We start from the raw sequence: 19889 nt of genomic DNA, 5'->3' as shown, positions 1-19889 counted from the left end.
CGTCTGCTATACCTACTAAAGAGCACATCCTTTTTTCGCATAAGCCGGATACGTCATGGGACTCCAGACCCACAACACCTTCATGCGGGCTATCATCCGCTGGCTGACACGGGAACGTCCGCCCGCCGCGATCCCCTTGTGCAATTTCGAGCGCATCCGCTATGAAGTTCGGGCTGGTGACGTGGTTCTGATCGAAGGGCGGACACGCGTCTCGGATGTGATCAAATATATGACGCAAAGCCGTTGGTCGCATTCAGCCCTCTATATCGGCCGCCTCCACGAAATCGAGGACCCGAGAACCCGGGCCCGAATCAAAGCCTGGTTTGACGGCCAGCCGGATGTCCAGCTCATCGTCGAGAGCGAGCTGGGAAAAGGGACCATCATCCGGCCGTTACACGCCTACGACCAGGACCATATTCGCATCTGCCGGCCCCGTGACCTGACCTATCGCGATGTCCAGCGCATCACCGACTATGCGGTAAGCCGTCTGGGAAGCGATTACGACATGCGACAGATCTTCGACCTGTTCCGCCTGCTGTTTCCCTGGAAATTCCTGCCCCGGCGATGGCGCTCAAGCCTGTTTCACCACAACATCGGCACCCAGACCCGTACAGTCTGCTCCACCATGATTGCTGAGGCCTTTGCCTCCGTGGACTATCCCATCCTCCCGCTTGTGGAAAGAGAGGAAAACGGGGAACTCCGCCTATACCGACGCAATCCCAAGCTCTTCACACCCAGTGATTTTGACTACTCTCCCTATTTCGAGATTATCAAATACCCCTTTGTGGACATCACCGGCCGGCACCGGCGCTATCAATTGGTCCCCTACGAGTTCAAGGACGAAGAGTTGGTAGCGTCGGAAACACGGGTGCGAAAGGCTTAGCCGACCGTTCCTTGGCGCTTGCCGCCAAAGCTTTCCGTCAATTCCATGCCCCGCTTACTGTCGAGCATAAGCATGACCGGTTTATGAAAAAATAAGCTCACTATTCGAGCAAATTTACTTGAGCTGAACAAATATTGATCAATACTGTAAGGGCCGGTGTTTCAAACGCGCCGGTTTGTCTGGAAGTCTTTCATGGATACTACTCGCACGCCTCTGCCCGGCTCCTTCGTGCCGGGCTTTTTTTTTTGGATCGTCGCGGATTAGCGTGAAAAGCCGTAGGGCGCAATAACCGAAGGGCATTGCGCCGAATGAGACGCCACTCGGTGTAACAACACCCCATGACTGACCAACGGCGATACTACACCCGGAAGCTAAACTCGGAATTTGCCCGCTGCCATGCGGCGCAATGCCCTTCGGTTATTGCGCCCTACCGATGGAGCAAGCGCTAACCTCCAGGTATGACAAAGGGGTATCGGGGCAGCGACTTCTCTTTGAAATCAAAGCCGCTTTTCCCGGTAAAGTGCGATGAACCTTTTTTTGGGCTCATTGCTTTTTAGCCGGGAGTTGCCGCCGGTGGACTAAAGGCAAGCGCTCTGGACATCCGGTTGGATCAGTGTGTTTTGCCGCCAGCGTCCAAACTGATGCCCAGCGATTGGAGATGCCGCGCCAGCCGGGGGTTGCCCGTTGCTCGCCACTGTTGATAAAGGGCCAGCACGTCCTCTACATTGTTGCCCACCTTTCGGGTACAGGCGTGGGCAACCAGTTCCAGAAATGCTGAGAATCGTTCTGCCAATTCGGCAAACACATGTCGATAACTGAAGGCGTTGCCAGCCAGGTAGTCGTAGGCGCCACCACCCATGCCAACGAAATAGTCCTGCCGGAACCCCTTGCGCTGATAGCGTTCGGGGAAGAGCGCACCGACAAAGAGGGCCTGGTCTCCCAACTGCCTCAGTATCAGGCAACGCTCATGCTCAGCCGTGGCTTCGTGCGCGTCTTTATACAGCAGCGCCAACGGGCGCAGATCCAGTCGCCCCTCGTCGTAGCTGAACAAGTGACGGCTGTCTCCCAAACGTGCCAGTACCGCACCGACATACCACAGGGTGTCTTCTTGGGGGTGCGGCTCCAGTGCCTTGGCGCAGGCTGCCAGCCGTTCCCGAAAATAATCACCCAATGTGCGCTCAAAGGTTTCTGCAGCCCGTTGCAGCATGCTGTTACCTCTCGCTGTTGGCCTTTCTTAACTATAGGACAGCAGGCGCCCGTTTCAATACATAACAGTCTGCTTTTTATACCAAAAAATTTTATAAAATCACGGCAGCCCCCTCTTGAAACCGGCCGGATCGCTCCTATTTTGGCGATGGCGGGACGGTGATAACACCGCTCCCGACATTCTTTCCTTATCAGTGTTTTGTAGACATTCAGGAGGCATCCTCAATGCATATCAAACCGCTGTATGATCGGGTGGTTGTCCGTCGCGTCGAGGCGGAAACCACCACCAAAGGCGGCATAGTGATCCCCGATAAATCGGCCGAAAAATCCCCCCAGGCTGACGTCCTGGCCATCGGCGACGGCACCTTGCTGGATAACGGGGAACAACGTCCGCTGAGCGTCAAGGTGGGCGATCGAGTGCTGTTGGGTCAGTACGCCGGCAATGAGATCACGCTCGACGGCGAAACCTATCTGATCGTTCGTGAAACCGACATTCTTGCTGTTATCGAAGACGTACAGGAACAGGAGAAAGCAGCATGAGCACCAAGATGATCACGTTTTCCCAGAACGCCCGTGAACGTATGCTGGCAGGGGTGAATGTTCTGGCAGACGCCGTCAAGGTCACCATGGGCCCAAAAGGCCGTAACGTGATACTGGATAAAGGTTTCGGTGCGCCCCGCGTCACCAAGGACGGCGTCTCGGTAGCGAAGGAAATCCAGCTCAAGGACAAGTTCGAGAATATGGGCGCCCAGATGGTCAAGGAAGTGGCGTCGAAAACCGCGGACCTCGCCGGTGACGGCACAACCACCGCGACCGTTTTGGCGCAGGCCATCGTACGGGAAGGCCACAAGGCTGTGGCGGCAGGCATGAATCCCATGGACCTCAAACGTGGCATCGACCTGGCGGTCAGCGCCGCCGTCGAAGAGTTGAAGAACCTGGCCAAGCCCTGCGCTGACAATAAGTCCATCGGCCAGGTGGCCACGGTTTCAGCGAACTGGAACAACGACATTGGTGACATCCTGGCGGAAGCCATGGACAAGGTGGGCCGCGATGGCGTGATCACGGTGGAAGAAGGAAAATCCCTCGAGAACGAACTGGATGTCGTGGAAGGCATGCAGTTCGACCGCGGCTACCTTTCGCCCTACTTCATTACCAATCAGGAAAAAATGCAGGTGGAGCTGGACAGCCCCTACGTGCTGCTCCTCGATAAGAAAGTCAGCAACATTCGCGAGTTGTTGCCGGCGCTGGAAGCGGTGGCGAAGGCCGGCAAGCCATTCTTGCTGATCGCCGAAGACGTCGAAGGCGAGGCTCTGGCCACCCTGGTGGTCAACAATCTGCGCGGCATTCTGAAAGCCGCTGCGGTGAAAGCCCCGGGGTTTGGCGACCGGCGCAAGGCGATGCTGCAGGATATTGCCATCCTGACCGGCGGCGAGGTCATTTCCGAGGAAGTCGGCCTCTCGCTGGAAAAGGTGACCCTGGAACAGTTGGGTACCGCCAAGCGGGTCGTTATCACCAAGGAACACACCACCATCGTCGAAGGTGCGGGTAAAAAAGCGAATATCGACGCGCGCGTGAGCCAGATCCAAAAGGAAATCGAGGCCTCCACTTCCGACTATGATCGCGAAAAACTCCAGGAGCGCGTTGCCAAGCTTTCCGGCGGAGTTGCCGTCATCAAGGTCGGGGCGGCCACCGAAGTGGAAATGAAAGAGAAGAAGGATCTGGTGGATGACGCCCTTCACGCCACACGCGCGGCTGTCGAGGAAGGTATCGTCCCGGGTGGTGGCATCGCGCTGGTGCGCGCTGCCGACGCTGTACGGAAAGCCGAGCTCAAGGCGGCCAACGACGATCAGAAAGCCGGTATCCGCATCGCCTTGCGCGCCATGGAGGAGCCGTTCCGTCAGATCGTCGCCAACGCCGGCGTGGAGCCCAGCGTGGTGCTGGACAAGGTGCGTTGCAACGATAAGGCGAGCTGGGGTTACAACGCGCAAACTGAAGCCTACGGCGATATGCTGGACATGGGGATTCTCGATCCAGCCAAGGTCACCCGCACGGCATTGCAAAATGCGGCCTCGGTAGCGGGCCTGATGCTCACCACCGAAGCCATGGTGACCGAGGCACCGGCGGATAAGAAGGCCGCCGCCGCAACACCTGACTACGACTTCGAGTAAGACGCACAATGGCGTCAATCCGGGGGCCGAACTGGCCCCCTTTTTTGTGGTTCATCGCACTTTACCGGGAAAAGCGGCTTTGATTTCAAAGAGAAGTCGCTGCCCCGATACCCCTTTGTCATACCTGGAGGTTAGCGCTTGCTCCATCGGTAGGGCGCAATAACCGAAGGGCATTGCGCCGCATGGCAGCGGGCAAATTCCGAGTTTAGCTTCCGGGTGTAGTATCGCCGTTGGTCAGTCATGGGGTGTTGTTACACCGAGTGGCGTCTCATTCGGCGCAATGCCCTTCGGTTATTGCGCCCTACGGCTTTTCACGCTAATCCGCGACGATCCTTTTTTGTGGGCTGCAGCACGCCAGGAACACCTCGCCCGGCACACACGTCACTGCCTTCAGCAACCGTCACGACTAATGGCCCTGTCGGATTTTTGCGAGTCTCACTTTTTCAGGGTGTTCGCCCTAGCCGGCACAGTGATCCGCATTGGCAGTGTTACCGTAAACTCTGGGCCAACGCAGAAATCAATCGCATTGGGCAAACCACCTTAATATCGCGGGAGTAATTTATGGAAGTGGTCAGTTTCGGCGCCAACGATATCGAAAATACCTTATCGAAAATGTCTGGCACACAGTTGGACGCATTGGCGTTCGGCGCCATCGAACTCGACAAGACTGGCACCGTACTCAAATACAACGCCGCAGAAGGTGATATCACAGGGCGCAACCCAAAGGATGTGATTGGAAAGAACTTTTTCCGGCAAGTGGCTCCATGTACCAACCGCCCGGAGTTCAGGGGACGGTTTGACGACGGTGTTAAGGGCGACAACCTGAACACCATGTTCGAATATACCTTTGACTACAACATGAAGCCGACCAAAGTGAAAGTGCATATGAAGAAAGCATTGGTGGGTGACAGCTACTGGGTGTTTGTGAAACGACTTTAAATCCGCGCTCAGAGGTCATTGCCGGTGGTAGCCAAAGATTTGGGGTTGTCCGACGAAAGCGTTATGCGAATGATAACGTCGTTACTGGTCAGCGAGTTAACCCGGTCGCGACGCAGCGACAGTTTCCGGTTTGATACGCAGCAATGGCGGTCAGACACGGCGCTAACCAGCGATCGTCAGTCTCAGGGAGGACCTGCTTCCAGCTCGCTGGACTTGGACTCGTTGGAATTGGTCACCGTGGCGACCGCGGTCAATACGCTGTTCCAGCTCCATCACTCCGGCCTGGAAGATTATTTGCTGCGTCGTCGCCAGTTGGGACAATGGGTGGAGCTGGTCCAGGAAGCGCGTGCTCGACGCGTTACCAGCTTGGCTTTCAGCAGTTCAGGCACCACCGGCGCGCCCAAGGTATGTGAGCATCCTTGGGCTTCACTGGTTGATGAAGTAACCTTCTTTGCCCGGCATTTTCAAGCGATTTTAGGCCGGCCAATCGAACGAGTTGTTGCACCCTCGCCCTGCCATCATATCTATGGCTGCCTGTTCGGCGTCATGATGCCTCAACTGCTAGACGTTCCTGTCCTGTCGGGACCCACGGCCTTAAACCACGTCCTGAGTGGACGGGCACAGCCAGGCGACCTGTTGGTAGGATTTCCTTTTCTTTGGCAACAGGCCGTTCGTGCGGGGCGACGTTTCCCCGAGGGGGTTATGGCGCTGACCTCGACCGAACGCTGCGAGCCCGATATTTTCAAGGCATTGCAGGGATTAGGCGTGTCGCTGGTTATGGAGATCTACGGTTCCAGCGAAACAGCAGGCATCGGCTATAGGGCGCAGCCAGAACAGCCTTTCGAGCTGTTGCCACGCTGGCAACGCGCCCAGGAAACCGATGCGATTACTGACGTTACAGCCAACCGCCTTTATGTGTTGCCGGATGAAATTCAGTGGCACGGTGCCCGTCAACTAACGCCGGTTCGTCGCAAGGACCTGGCGGTGCAGGTTGGCGGTGTCAACGTTTACCCTCAGCGCATCGCAAGCCAACTGGAATCCCTCAACTTTATCGCGGGCGCCCGTGTCGACTTACGACCCGCCTCTGAAGGCGGTCGCCTTGAGGCGGTCATCAAACCGATTAGCGACAGTCCAACCGAGGAGCAAATGCGGGCAGAATTAAACCGCTGGTGCTCCGACAACCTGTCATCGCCGGAAAGACCCAGAATATTTCGTTTTGAAACCGACTAACCGTCTACTGCGCGGAAATAACGCGCCATAAATGACTCGCACCGACGCTCAAAACTGGCCGCGAGGCACAGAAGGCGCGCACTGAATACCGCCACGCCGATGCAAGACCATGACGCGCCCGCGGCCTCCATTCCGGAATTTCCACCATCTGGATGGGATTCCACGGATTCTCCATCCGTTTAGCGCGGCAGCACATCCGCCATCTTCTCCCAGACTTCATATACCGGCACGTCAATCGTCGGCAACGGTGGGTACAAATACATCGTGGGGTACAAATACATCGTGGTTGCTAGAATCGCCGATAGGCGACCCGGTTTGCGCGAGCGCTGCGCGCATAGCCCGCCCCAAACCCTGATTGAACAGGCCGAAGGTGGCGGTCATATGGAAGACGTCACCGCCCTGTCAGTCCAGGCCACTTCGGCAGATACATGAGAACCTCAAAGAAGTGTCCAAACCCTAAACGCTGTCGCGTATAATGCCCAGCGAACCGCGCGCTGCCGTTCAGACGGACCAACAAGGACTTTTCGATGAATCTGCGCTCTTTTCTCAAAGAAAAACTCGTGTCGAAGGAACTCGACGAAAAAATCAACCAGATTCGCAAACCCGTCGGTAGCCTTGGCTACGACCCCTGGGGCTACAACACCGACACAGTCAAAATCGGTTATGCCCTGGTCAAACAGCTTTATGACAAGTACTTCCGGGTCGAGGCCCATGGCACCGAGAAGGTCCCCAGCAGAGGTCCGGTGCTGATCATAGCCAACCACAGCGGCCAGTTGCCGATCGACGGCATTTTGATCGGCTTCGCCCTGGCCACCCGGGATAAAGAGCCGCGCATGCCCCGCGCGATGATCGAGCGCTTCTTTCCGACCGTCCCCTGGCTCGGCAACGTGCTGAACCAGGTCGGTGCCGTCCTCGGCGACCCGGTTAACTGCGCCAAAATGCTGGATAACGACGAAGCGGTTATCGTGTTCCCGGAGGGCGTGCGTGGTTCCGGCAAACTTTACCGGGACCGTTACCAACTCAAACGCTTTGGGAACGGTTTTATGCATTTGGCCATGAAGTACAACGCACCGATCGTGCCGGTTGGCGTGGTCGGCTGCGAAGAGACGATTCCGGCAATCAGCAACTTAAAGCCGGTGGCCAAATCCCTGGGCATTCCTTACTTCCCCGTTGCGCTGCCCATGGTGCTGCCGGCCAAGGTCATCCTGAATTTCGGCGACCCGATGTATTTTCCCGCCAATGAGGATCTCACCGAAGAAGAAGTGACCAGACAGGTCGAACAGGTTAAATCCGCCATTAGCGAGTTGATCGATCAAGGACTGAGTGAACGGAAAAGGCTCTTCTGATGAACCAGCGCAAAAAGCAAAGCATTCTTGTCACCGGGGCCGCCGGTGCACTCGCCCAGCATGTGATCAACCGCCTCCGCGACCGCTATAACGTCGTGGCCGTTGATTTCCGGGAGCAACCCTATCTGGGCGATGATGTGCCCAGCTACTGTATTGACTTCAACAAACGGGTCTTCGAAGACCTGTTCAAGCGCTATGACTTTGAAGGCGTTATTCATCTCGGCCGGATCATGTCCAGCCAGGAAACCCGGATGCGCCGTTATAACGCCAATGTCCTGGGTACCCAGAAGCTGTTAAACCTGAGCAACAAGTACGGCATCAAACGAGTCATCGTCCTGTCGACCTATCACGTCTATGGCGCCAACGCCTACAACCCGGCGTTGATCGACGAATCCGCCCCCCTCAAGGGTGCCGAACTGACGATGGACTTGATCGATTCGGTTGAGCTGGAAAATCTCGCCACCATTTATCTGTGGCGTTACCCCAACCTGAACATCACCATCCTGCGGCCCTGCAATATCGTCGGCCCCGGCGTGCGGAACACTATCAGCCAGCTGCTGTCGAGCAAATACGCACCGACACTGGCCGGTTTTTCGCCCATGATGCAGTTCATTCATATCGAGGATATGGCAGAGGCCCTGGTGCTCGCCTATACCAAGGAAAAGCCGGGCATTTTCAATGTGGCTCCGGAAGACTGGGTGTCTTACCAGCATGCGCTCTCACTGTGTGGCTGCAAGATGGTTCCGATCCCCTCTGTCCCGCCGGCGGTACCCCGCTTCATTCTGCGCACCCTCAATATGCAGAACTTCCCACCCTTCCTGATGAATTTTTTCAAGTACCCTGTGGTGATCGATGGCCGGGTTTTCCGGGATACTTTCGGCTTCCGTCCCCGTCGTCCGCTGAGAGAAATCTTTCGTTACTACCGGGAATACAAGAATCCGGTGTAATACGCAGGAATCGGGCCCGTCGTCCACGCGGCCGGCCCGAAGTCATCCGGACGCGTCTCACATCCAAGGCTTACGTCTTGTGGGAGCTATCGGCTACACTTGAGCGATGATTCATTTTTATCGGTGCAGCCAATGACCGGGTGGACCTCCACATGACCCTCACATTCGGCGCGGTCAGTCATACCGCTGCAGCGCTCGCATTCCTGCTACTCGGCCTGCTGGTCTCCCGGCGATACCTGCGACGCTACACGGATCGGGCCCTGCTTGTGGCCGCACTGCTATCTGCGACCTGGGCAGCAGCCCTTGCGGCACAGTCCGTGTGGGGTCAACCGCCCTTCGTCGTCCGTTATGGCCTTGAGCTGGCCAGGGATGCCAGTTGGATTACGGTGCTGATCACCCTGATCCGGGATAGCAACCGTATTCCCACCAAGCTCAAGCGACTGAGAATCACTCTTTTCAGTATTATTGGACTCGCCCTGCTGACGCTCTTCGCCTCGGCTGTGGTCGAGAACATCTATTCGGTGACCTTGATTCCCGGTAAGGTCCGGGTCATCGCGCAGATGGCCATCGCGCTATTTGGCCTCAGCCTGGTCGAACAGATCTGGCGCAACTCTGTGACCTACGGCCGCTCGAGTATCAAGTACGTCTGCATCGCTATCGGCGCCATCTTTGTCTACGACTTTTTCATGTACGCTGAAGCGTTGCTATTCAACCAGATCTCAAGCTCGATGTGGGATGCCCGCGGCGCCATCAATGCACTGGTAGCACCGTTGTTTGCGGTCAATATGATCAATGCCCGCAAACAGCCTATCGAGCTGCAGTTCTCCCGGAATCTGGTGTTTCATGCCGGGACGCTGATCGCCGCCGGCATCTATCTCCTGATCGTATCCGCCGGCGGATACTACGTCCGGGTTTGGGGCGGCTCTTGGGGAGAGGCGCTGCAGATCCTGTTCATGACCACCTTCGTTCTGCTGTTCACGCTCCTGATAACGTCGTCGCGATTGCGCTCCCGGGCGATGTTGATGATCAGCAAGAATTTCTTCGACTACAAATACGATTACCGGGATGAGTGGCTCAAAATCACTCAATTCTTCAGTAATCTGGGTGAAGAGCCGCCTCTGACCGAGCGCACAATCCGCATTCTGGCCAGCCTGGTGGACAGCCATTCCGGCGCCCTCTGGCTCCGCGACGACGAAGGTCACTTCCTGCTCGCAACCAGCGTCAACATGCAAGAACCCAAACATACCGAAATCGACCTGGACTGCGATCTCGTCCGCTTCTTCCAGGAGCGGGAATGGGTCCTGGATTTGCGCGAATACCAAAACGACCCTGTTCGCTACAATTTGTTGGAGATTCCGGATGCCATTCTCAACTTCCCGGACAAGTGGCTGATCGTTCCGCTTTATCTGGGCAACGAGCTGTACGGTATCGTGTTGATCGGCGAGCCCTATACACGCGTCGAGCTGAATTGGGAAAACTTCGACCTGATCCGCGTTGTCGCGCGCCAGACCTGTAATTTCCTCGCCCAATCCGATGCCCAGTCGCGCCTCTCACGTGCCATGCAGTTCGAAGCGGTCAACAAGGCCTCCGCCTTTATGGTGCATGACTTGAAAACCCTGATTGCCCAATTGTCCCTACTGGTACGCAATGCACCGAAACACCGCGAGAATCCGGCATTTATCGACGACATGATCCGAACCACGGAACATGCTGTTAACAAGATGTCCAATCTGGTCGAGCACATCAAAAAGCCCAGCGACGAAGCCCGCGCCCAGGTGCTGGATCTGCCTCCGATCGTTCGCGACATTGTGTCGCAGCAAGCGAGGCAGAAACCGGAACCGATCTATGTGGGCCCCGAGACCAATATCCACGTGAAGGCCGACCCCGATCAGCTACGAGGCGTCCTCGGTCATCTGGTACAAAACGCCCAGGATGCCACGCCCCGGGACGGCGAAGTGTCGATCACGCTCAAAACCAGCCTTGACCACGTGGTCTTGTTTATCCAGGACTCCGGCTCCGGAATGACCGAAGACTTCATCAAGACCCGGCTGTTTAAGCCCTTCGAGAGCACAAAGGGCCTGACCGGTATGGGAATTGGCGCCTATCAGGCGCGGGAATATATTCGTAAGATCGGTGGCAATATCGATGTCACCAGCGAGCCTGGAGTCGGTTCCTGTTTCTCGGTTCGGATTCCCTTGAACCGCGAAGCCGATCAAGCCAATGCGGCGGCCTGACAACTATCTGGACGTCAAAGCACAAACCTGGTCATCAAAGCGCGTTGTCAAGCCTGCCAGGCCAAAAACAATACATTATTGCCCCTTCAGGCGACGTTATAGCTTGTTATAATCACTTGAAGGCGCAAGAAAAGACGCTGGAGAAGTCTCGCTTTCCCCCGGTAATAGTGGTTCCATTAGGCGAGGCGCTGTGTCGCCACAAATAACGAAAAAAGGATTTGATCGCACTGTGAACAAACGTTTACTCATTGTGGAGGATGATCCCGGCCTGCAAAGCCAGATGCGCTGGTGTTTCGACGACAAGATCGAGATTTCTATCGCCGAGGATCGGGACAGTGCCCTCACCGCCTTGCGGCGCCATGAGCCTCAGGTCGTCACGCTGGATCTTGGGCTACCACCCGATCCCGGTGGCGCCTCCGAAGGTTTCGCATTGCTGGAAGAGATCCTGAGACTGGCCCCCGCCACCAAGGTCATCGTGGTCACCGGTCGCGAAGAAAAGGAAAACGCTGTTCGCGCTATCGGTATGGGCGCCAGCGACTTTTACCAAAAGCCTTTGGATGCCGACATTCTCTCCTTCGTGGTCAACCGGGCATTCCGTCTCGCCGAGCTGGAAAAGGAAAACCGCGAACTCAGCCTGGTTACCAATGGGGCCCGAATCAAAGGCATTATTGCCGCCAGCCCCCAGATGCTGGATATCTGCCGAACCATCGAGAAAATTGCGCCTGCCGATGTCACGTCGCTCATCATTGGCGAAACCGGCACCGGCAAGGAACTCCTGGCTCGTGCCATCCACGATCTCAGTGGCCGCTCCGATCAGCCCTTCGCCGCCATCAACTGCGCCGCCATCCCAGAGAACCTGCTGGAAAGCGAACTCTTCGGCTATGAAAAAGGGGCCTTCACCGGCGCCACGCAGAACAAGAAAGGCAAAATCGAACTCGCCCACGGTGGAACCCTGTTCCTGGATGAAATCGGAGATATGCCCATGTCGCTGCAGGCGAAGCTGCTACGCTTCCTGCAGGAACGGGTGATTGACCGGGTGGGAGGCGTAAAATCGATTCCAGTCGATGTGCGCGTTGTTTGCGCAACACACCGCGATGTTCGCCAACTGATCGACTCCGGTGAATTCAGGGAAGACCTCTATTATCGCGTCAGCGAAATCACGGTCGAAGTGCCGCCCCTGCGCTCCCGGGAAGGCGATGCCGTTGTCATTGCCCAGGCCCTCCTCAAAGAGTTTTCCCGTACCATGGACCGCGGCGGTTTGGCCTTTACCGAGGAGGCGTTACGCGCAATCAAGTCCTATACCTGGCCAGGCAATGTCCGCGAGATGATCAACAAGGTCAAGCGGGCGACGATTATGGCCGATGGCAAGCGCGTGACCGCCGCCGATCTTGAGCTAACCTGTGACGAGAGTCTGGATGGCGCCATCCTGAACCTCCGTCAGGTCCGGGAAGATGCTGAACGGAAAGCTGTCATGCAGGCACTGCAGTCTTCGCAGTTTAATATGGCGCAAGCGGCCCGGCTTCTGGGTATCACTCGTCCGACGCTCTACAATCTGACGGATAAATACCGGATTCCGACATCGCAAGCAGTCAATGAATGATCGTCGGGCGACAAGCAAATGGCATCTTGCAGGGCCATAAGTCGGTGGTAATGTCGCCTGATACATACAAAAGACCGGAACAGAAGGTAAAACGGTTAAATGCAGCCCGAATGATGGGCTTGATTGCATCGCAAATCCAAACAACAAACATCATCCGCCAGCGTGTTGACTTTGCTTCCCGACCAACGCTACCGCTCGAGGTCGCGGGCCACCTGCTCGCCCCGACAGCCGGAGCCTAACCAGGCCGCGGAAGCTGAAGATAATAAGGAAATCCGAAGATGAACGGGAAAAATCTTTTCCAGGTTTCGCTGCTCTGCGCCGTCATTGCCTTGCCGCTGGCAGGTTGCAGCAAAAAGCCCGAAAAGACGAAGGCTCAGGTCGAGTACCTCAGCCACATGGACCAGGCCCGCTTTTTTGAGCGGCAGGGCGAGCTGAAGGCCAGTACCCAGGAAGCGCGCAGCGCCATCCGGCTACAGCCGCAAAATGCGGCGCCTTACCTGCTCATCATCGACAATCTTATTATCGCCGGCGATGCGACCAACGCCGAAGAGTCCCTGAAGAAGCTCGAGAAACATCTCTCCGAGAACGTTAACGTCGCGGACAAGAATCGCATCGCCATCGAGTGGGCGAAAACAGAACTGCTCAAACGCGACTATGACTCCGCCCTTAAGCATCTCGACGATGTCAAAACACCGGAATCCGGTGTTAAGGACGACCTGGTCAAGGCCAACAACCTGCGCGGACAGGTACTGCTCGCAAAAGGTGACACTAACGGCGCCAAAGACGCCTTCGAAGCCGCCCAGAAACTCAATCCCAATTCCGTCGATGCCGCGGTAGGGCTGTCCAAGGTTGCCTACTTCCAGGGTGACAAGAAGCAGTCGCAAAGTCTCTTAAGCGCCACCCTGAAGGACAACCCGACCAATTCTGATGCCCTGCTTTGGAAGGCTCAGATGGCACAGAACGAAAAGGACTACGCTACGGCCGAAAGCGCCTACATGAGGGCCCTCGAAGATATCGGCAAATATGACATCATGACATTGCAGAAATACCAGACGATGTCATCGCTCATTCAGGTGCTGCGTGCCGAAGGGAAGATACAGCAGGCCTATGTTTATGAAGAGATTCTCGCCAAATCAGGCCCAGGGATTATCATTGGCTACTACGAATCCGCCATCAAAGCCTATAAACGGGGCGATCTCGGCGAAGCCGCGAACCATCTCGAGGAAATCCTCAAGCAATCACCTGGCAACCAAAAAGCAACCCTGCTGCTCGGGCTAATCCGCTACCAGCAAGGAAAGACCCAGGAAGCAGAAAAGCTGCTTAAACCGCTGGAGGAAAGCGGTAGCTCTCTTGAAGCCACCAAACTGCTCGCGGCCAGCCAAATCCGCTCCGGCCAAAGCCAGCAGGCGCAAAAGATGCTGTCCGAGCTGAAAGGTGCCGACTCAGACCCCGGCGTACTTGCCCTCGTCGGAACCGCCGCTATCAGCGCCGGGGAGCTGAACGTTGGTCGTCAATACATCGAGAAGTCCTTAACACTCGAACCGAAAAACCTCACATTGCGACTTCGTTATGGCCAGTGGCTGATGAAGCAAAACGACTTCAATGGCGCTGCAGCTCAAGCCCGCGAGGCGATCAAGTACGCACCGGATTCGGTTCCCGCACACCGACTTGAAATTGCCGCTCTCCTCAAGGGGAACCAGGCCGAACAGGCCGTGGAAGCCGCTAAGGCATGGCGTAAATCGCAACCCAAGAACATCTATGCCCTTCTCGCCAGCGGTGATTTGAACGCGTTACAGAAAAAGACGACACAGGCGTTCGAAGACTATCAGGCTGCCGCCAAGATGGATCCGAAATCCGCCGCCCCCCAAATGGCCATGGGGCACCTGATGGAGGTCAATGGCGAACGCGCGAAAGCCCTGACCTACTACAAGAACGCGATCGAATTAGCCCCCAATGATAATGCGGCCCTGTCATCGCTCATTCGCCTCACCGCCAACGATAAGAAGCAGATCGCTCAAACCGTCAGCTTCCTGCGCAACGAGGCCGACAAGCATCCCGAGGCGACCGGCCCTCGCATCATCCTGATGGAATATGCCCTGGATCAAGGCAACTTCAAGGAAAGCGAAGCACTCGGCGACAAGGTTCAAGCGCTGTCAAAGAGCAAGGAAGGTGCTGAGCGGCTTATGGCCATGGTTTACGTCAATGCAGCCATGAACGATTTGAGAGCCCAGAAGGCCGATCAGGCGGGCAAAGTTCTGGACCTTGCCGACCAACGGTTCCCAGACAACCTCCAAATTGGTTTGGCCCGCGCAACTGTACTGTTCACCCAGAACAACGAAGACGGCGCACTCGCGTTGCTGCGTCAGCTCAAGCTGAAGAATCCTGATACGGCTCAACCCTACTTGGTGGAAGCAGGTTACCGGCTATCGAAAAAGCAATTCGACCAGGCGATCGAGCTATACAAGCTGGCGCTTCAAAAGGCCAGTAGCCCGGCTACCGCACTTCAGCTGGCTACCGCGCAGACCCTGGGTGGGCAGCCGCAAAACGCCATCGCAACGCTTGAAGACACCGCCAAACAATACCCGGATGTACCAGAGACCTACCTGCGTCTCGGCATCGCCTATCAGAATGAGAACAAGATCGATAAAGCGGAACAGGCCTATCAGCAGCTACTGAAGTTGTCGCCGGACCAGCCCGCGGCACTCAACAACCTCGCCTGGATTTATCAGCAAAAAGGCGACAAGCGCGCGGCAGAAACAGCCAAGAAGGCTTATGAAATTCAACCCGATTCGGCCGCCATTGCGGATACCTACGGTTGGATATTGCTGAAACAGGGTAACGCCAAGGCAAGTGTTCCGATCCTCGAGGCGGCTCACCAGAAAGCGCCGGACCAGAAGGAAATCGCACTCCATTTGGCAGAGGCTTACAAGCAAACCTCACAGGACAAGAAAGCGAAGGCAATTCTGGAGAAGTTCTGACAAGTCACCACCTCTATCCCTTGGGTCGGCCGCAGCGAAACTCGCTGACCCAAGGGGAGATCTCGGCACCATAGGTCGGCGAAGATATGGGTTTCGGACACAGCGTTACGCAGTCATCATAAGGCTTATCTGAATGTCAGCCCTCCTCCGCGACGATCTCCATGTCCGCTAGCCTTAGCGTTCTCAAAAGCGCAGCACTCTTACTCAGCCTGCAACTCGTCCAGAGAGGCCTGGGGATCGTCAGTACCCTGATCCTGGCTCGCCTCCTGGTCCCAGCCGAATTCGGTATCGTCGCACTGGTGACGATTTCCATGCAGTTTTTCGAATTGCTCGTAGAGACGGGCAATCAGCAATATATCGTTCAGAAGAAAACCCTGGTCGACGACGATCTCAATACTGCCTGGTCCATGGATGTCCTGCTTAAGAGCCTGCTCGCCCTTCTCATCATCGCGGCGTCACCATTACTGGCGATTTACTTCAGGACACCGGAATTAACCGCCGCGCTGAGTGTTACGGCACTAACGCTCCCTATTCGGGCACTTAAAACGCCCGGCCTGATGAAACTGGCACGCGACATCAATTACCGGCCGATCTTCCGGCTCAACCTTTGGCAGAAAATCATCACCTTTATCGTTGTTATCGGGCTGGCACTGGCGCACCCCAGCTACTGGGCGCTCATTGCCGGCAACATTGTGTCTGCCTGTATTTTGGCCATTGGTTCTTACCGGGTGGATGCCTATCGACCTCGATGGACACTGGTCAACTTTCGCGAGCAATGGGGTTTTTCCCAGTGGCTTCTGCTGAGAGGCATCGTCGGCTTTACCCGCTCTCAAATCGATAACCTGATGGTATCCCGTTTTTTCGGTACCACGCCGCTCGGTGGTTATAACGTCGTACGGGAAGTCAGCCTGCTGCCGGCACTATCGGCAATCATTCCCATGTCAGAGCCGCTACTGGCCGCCATCGCCAAGGCCAAAGAAGACCCAGCCACCCTGGCCCACCGTATTCGCTTCAGTCTCGCCGTAATGAGCAGCTGCCTTATCCCGGTCACACTTTTTATCATGATGTACCCGAAGCTGATCGTTGGTGTCTTGCTGGGTGATAACTGGACAGCGTATGCACCCTTGCTTCGCCCGTTCGGCCTCCTGTTTTTCACCTTCTGCCTGTTTGCCCTCGTTAGCGATGCCATAATCGCCCTGGGTAAGGTCTATCGCCTGTTCTGGTTTGACGTCATTTCCACCGTCATCATATTTGTCACACTGTTGTTAACGGGGACCCATAGCCTGACGGCGATGGCCTGGTCACGGGGATGGCTGGCCATCGCGACGACATTGGCCTTGCTGTTGATTCTCGCCCGAATGACCCGCTTCGGACTGGCGAGATACTGCTGGCTGACACTTCCGTCCCTGATCGGCAGCGCAGGCGCTGGATATTTAATTGCACAGTGCCCGCTACAAGCGCTGCCGCCTGTCGTTGAGTTCCTCCTCCGTGGCGCAGGCTTTGTCCTGATCGCCGTGGCAACGACACTGATATGGGCCTCGCTCCTGCTACGAAACACAGAAGAGTGGCATCAGATTCGTTTCCTGCTGAAGCACGTGATTCGTAGAAAAAAGCCGAGTCCCTGATAGGCTGGAAAGATCGACGCATCAAACAACAATCGCATCCTTTACTATGCTTTATCCGTGTAAAGGACAAAGTATCATTGTATTACGGACGACGTATTACCAACGAAGTAGGCGCTTGAGAGCAGATGCATAAAGCCGTTTCCATTCGCGTTTCGAACAAGCTACCCCATTCACTTTCCGGTGTACCGCAAACCATTGGGGTTCCTTACCCGCAAGGACAACTTTCCAAGGATCAGAGCTGCCGACTGATCAATGGCGAAAACGGCGAAGCCTGCGCGGTACAGACCATGCCACTCGCCTACTGGCCCGACGGTTCTGTTAGGTGGCTAAAAGTCCGCTTTATCGCCTCGCCCACTTCAAACGCCACTACGACCTACCAGCTGGAGTTCGCCGAGAATGCGGCGGAGCTGGCGCCCCCCCTGAAGGTCGAACACACTGGGAACATCCTGTGCGTCAGTAATGGAAAGCATATTTTCGCTTTCGACAGGCAGCGGCCCGGCTGGCTTCAGACTCAGGAGGGCGCTGAGCAGCCCTCAACGCTCTCATTTGCCTTAAGCGACGCCTTGGGCGCGCCCTGTGCCGCCGTTATAAAATCCCCATGGTCAATCCGGGAAGCCGGCTCCGTCTGTGTACGGCTCGAAATGAGTGGATACTGGCAAAATCCACAAGGCGATCGCCTGGCCGACTTCAGCAGCTCTGTCGAAATTTTCAGGGACAGCGACACGGTTACTGCGTCACTGTGCCTGCACAATCCGAAGCGCGCCCGGCATCCCGGCGGACTTTGGGACCTGGGAGATCCGGGTTCGATACATTTCCGCTCTCTGACAGCGAGCCTGGAATCTCCCGCGCCAGGAACAGGCTGGCTTAGAGCAGCCATTGACCAGCCCGAAGCCGAAACCGGCGCCCCGTTACGCCTCTATCAGGATTCCAGTGGCGGGGAGCACTGGAATAGCCGCAACCACATTGGCGCGGACGGTAAACTGACCGTGTCCTTTCCCGGCTACAAGGTCAGCCGTGGCGAAAAACAGATCGCGGAAGGCCTTCGCGCGACCCCCACCGCAGGCCTGATGACCGCCATCGGAAGCTTCCAGGCGAGCCTGGACCGATTCTGGCAAAATTTTCCCAGTGCCATCGGCGTAACCCCGCAAAGCCTGGATATTGCGCTATTCCCGGAGGAAACGGCCCTACCCTATGAACTTCAGGGTGGAGAGCGAAAAAACCAAACGTTCTACCTTCATTACGGTGACAGCCCGAATGCCCTCGACTGGACACAGTCGCCGCCCGTCCCATCACTTGACCCGGTAATCTACGAGCAGGCACAAGCCTTTCCCTGGTTTAAGGCAAATGCCCCCAAAACCGGGTTGGATGACCTCATTCAGGCGGGCATTGAAGGCCCCAGTAATTTCTTTCAGAAGCGGGAGATCATTGACGAGTACGGCTGGCGCAACTTCGGCGACCTGTTTGCGGACCACGAGACGCTCTATCAGGGTAAAGACGAACAGCCGTTCATCTCCCACTACAACAATCAATACGACCCGATTTACGGTTTTGCGCGGCAGTTTGCACTCAGCGGAGATCCCCGCTGGTTCCAACTGATGGACGACCTCGCCCGCCACGTCGTAGACATCGATATCTACCATACCCAGGAAGACCGCGCGGAATACAACAACGGACTCTTCTGGCATACCGATCATTACCTGGACGCCAGTACGGCGACCCACAGGACGTTCACTCGTCACAATGATACGAGTTCTACGCCGGGGCAAACTGGAGGCGGGCCCGCCGAAGAGCACTGCTATAGTACGGGCCTGTTATACCACTACTTGATGACCGGCGATGAAACCGCGCGTACGGCAGTCCTTGAATTAGCAAACTGGATAACCAGTCAGCGAGAGGGTGATACAAGCATACTGGGCCAGCTCGATCTGGTTAGGCGGAGGGATCTCCCCTCTCTCATACATTGCGTCAAGGGACGGACCGTATCCAACCGGCAATACGCCTTCACTCGAGGCACCGGCAACTACCTCAATACGCTGATTGACGCCAGTCTGATCGATCCTTCCGGAGACTGGCTGCACCAGGCAGCGCGCGTCATCGCGGCAACAGTCCACCCTGATGACGATCCAAACGACAGAAACCTGTTAGATGTCGAGGTCGCCTGGTCTTACCTCGTTTTTCTCGCCAGTTTGAGCCGGTACATCAACCTGAAGCTTGAACGTTCGGAGATCGACGACGCGCTGATCTACGCAAGGAACGCCCTGCAGCTTTACTGTCAGTGGATCATGAACTGTGAAGTCCCTTTTCTGACCCACCCGGAGCAGCTGGAATTTCCGAATCATACCTGGACCGCGCAGGACATACGCAAAGCGGCGCTGCTCTACCAGGCTGCAAGCTTCTTCCCCGAGTCTGCAACAGATTTCTATGGGAAAGCGCTCGAATGGCAACAACATATCACCGATACCTTAACGCAAACGCCGGAACGCCAATACACCCGGGTATTGGTCATATTACTTCAGAACTATGGTCCTCAGGGGTTTACGATTGACGAGCTACAATCCTTATTTCAAGATCAACTGGCAAAGCTATCCCCCAGCGCCTTCCACAGGTTATCGCCATCACGAATCGGCTTTGCGTCGATAACATTACGCATACTGAAACGCCTTCTGCTGGGACTGCGCCATTTCAGTATCAAACGGGAAAAGGCATGGCTGTCAATTCGCATGGGACGCTAAC

Annotated in this window: 13 protein-coding genes; 12 read left to right on the top strand and 1 reads right to left on the bottom strand. The window is 56.1% G+C overall.

The annotated features are described in order from the left end of the window. Window positions 1–55 precede the first annotated feature (55 nt). Window positions 56–883, top strand: a complete 828-nt coding sequence (locus CLR77_RS13820; protein WP_198962764.1) for a YiiX/YebB-like N1pC/P60 family cysteine hydrolase — start codon at window positions 56–58, stop codon at window positions 881–883. Between the two features lie 610 nt (window positions 884–1493). On the opposite strand, the gene CLR77_RS13815 is transcribed toward CLR77_RS13820, so the two are convergent. Continuing rightward, on the bottom strand, window positions 1494–2090 hold the full coding sequence (locus tag CLR77_RS13815; protein WP_097461252.1) for a hypothetical protein: 597 nt from the start codon (window positions 2088–2090) through the stop codon (window positions 1494–1496). Window positions 2091–2314: 224 nt separating this feature from the next. Between CLR77_RS13815 and CLR77_RS13810 the strand changes: the two genes are divergently transcribed. The 11 genes from CLR77_RS13810 to CLR77_RS13755 all read left to right on the top strand — a co-directional run bounded on the left by CLR77_RS13810 (window position 2315) and on the right by CLR77_RS13755 (window position 19888). Continuing rightward, window positions 2315–2629: a co-chaperone GroES gene (locus tag CLR77_RS13810; protein ID WP_097461251.1), complete on the top strand. Its 315-nt coding sequence runs from the start codon at window positions 2315–2317 to the stop codon at window positions 2627–2629. Beyond that, entirely contained in the window at window positions 2626–4257 is a 1632-nt protein-coding gene (gene groL / locus CLR77_RS13805; protein ID WP_097461250.1) for a chaperonin GroEL, read from the top strand. The genes CLR77_RS13810 and groL overlap by 4 nt, the downstream gene beginning before the upstream one ends. Window positions 4258–4818: 561 nt before the next feature. Continuing rightward, window positions 4819–5196, top strand: coding sequence for a photoactive yellow protein (gene pyp / locus CLR77_RS13800; protein ID WP_097461249.1), 378 nt, complete (start codon window positions 4819–4821; stop codon window positions 5194–5196). 63 nt (window positions 5197–5259) lie between these two features. Continuing rightward, window positions 5260–6426, top strand: a complete 1167-nt coding sequence (locus CLR77_RS13795) for an AMP-binding protein (protein WP_143269419.1) — start codon at window positions 5260–5262, stop codon at window positions 6424–6426. 527 nt (window positions 6427–6953) lie between these two features. After that, the gene (locus tag CLR77_RS13790; protein ID WP_097461247.1) at window positions 6954–7772 is read left to right on the top strand and encodes a lysophospholipid acyltransferase family protein; all 819 of its coding nucleotides are present in this window, start codon (window positions 6954–6956) and stop codon (window positions 7770–7772) included. Further along, the gene (locus CLR77_RS13785) at window positions 7772–8719 is read left to right on the top strand and encodes an SDR family oxidoreductase (RefSeq protein ID WP_097461246.1); all 948 of its coding nucleotides are present in this window, start codon (window positions 7772–7774) and stop codon (window positions 8717–8719) included. Before CLR77_RS13790 ends, CLR77_RS13785 begins: the two co-directional genes overlap by 1 nt. Before the next feature lie 152 nt (window positions 8720–8871). After that, a complete protein-coding gene (gene prsK / locus CLR77_RS13780; protein WP_097461245.1) occupies window positions 8872–10953 on the top strand; it encodes an XrtA/PEP-CTERM system histidine kinase PrsK in 2082 nt (693 codons plus the stop codon). Window positions 10954–11182: 229 nt separating this feature from the next. Then, on the top strand, window positions 11183–12553 hold the full coding sequence (gene prsR / locus CLR77_RS13775; RefSeq protein WP_097461244.1) for a PEP-CTERM-box response regulator transcription factor: 1371 nt from the start codon (window positions 11183–11185) through the stop codon (window positions 12551–12553). 278 nt (window positions 12554–12831) lie between these two features. Further along, window positions 12832–15531 (top strand): tetratricopeptide repeat protein, encoded by a 2700-nt coding sequence (locus tag CLR77_RS13765; protein ID WP_097461242.1) that lies wholly within the window; start codon window positions 12832–12834, stop codon window positions 15529–15531. 161 nt (window positions 15532–15692) lie between these two features. Beyond that, a complete protein-coding gene (locus CLR77_RS13760) occupies window positions 15693–17156 on the top strand; it encodes an oligosaccharide flippase family protein (RefSeq protein ID WP_097461241.1) in 1464 nt (487 codons plus the stop codon). 125 nt (window positions 17157–17281) lie between these two features. Then, window positions 17282–19888 (top strand): RIFT barrel domain-containing protein, encoded by a 2607-nt coding sequence (locus CLR77_RS13755; RefSeq protein ID WP_097461240.1) that lies wholly within the window; start codon window positions 17282–17284, stop codon window positions 19886–19888. The last annotated feature ends 1 nt before the right edge of the window (window position 19889 follow it).

Origin of the sequence: Mangrovitalea sediminis, from assembly GCF_002514725.1 — a bacterium.
Taxonomy (GTDB): domain Bacteria; phylum Pseudomonadota; class Gammaproteobacteria; order Pseudomonadales; family Oleiphilaceae; genus Mangrovitalea; species Mangrovitalea sediminis.
Note: the sequence above shows the minus strand (reverse complement) of the source record. Positions and strands in the feature narration are given on the sequence as shown.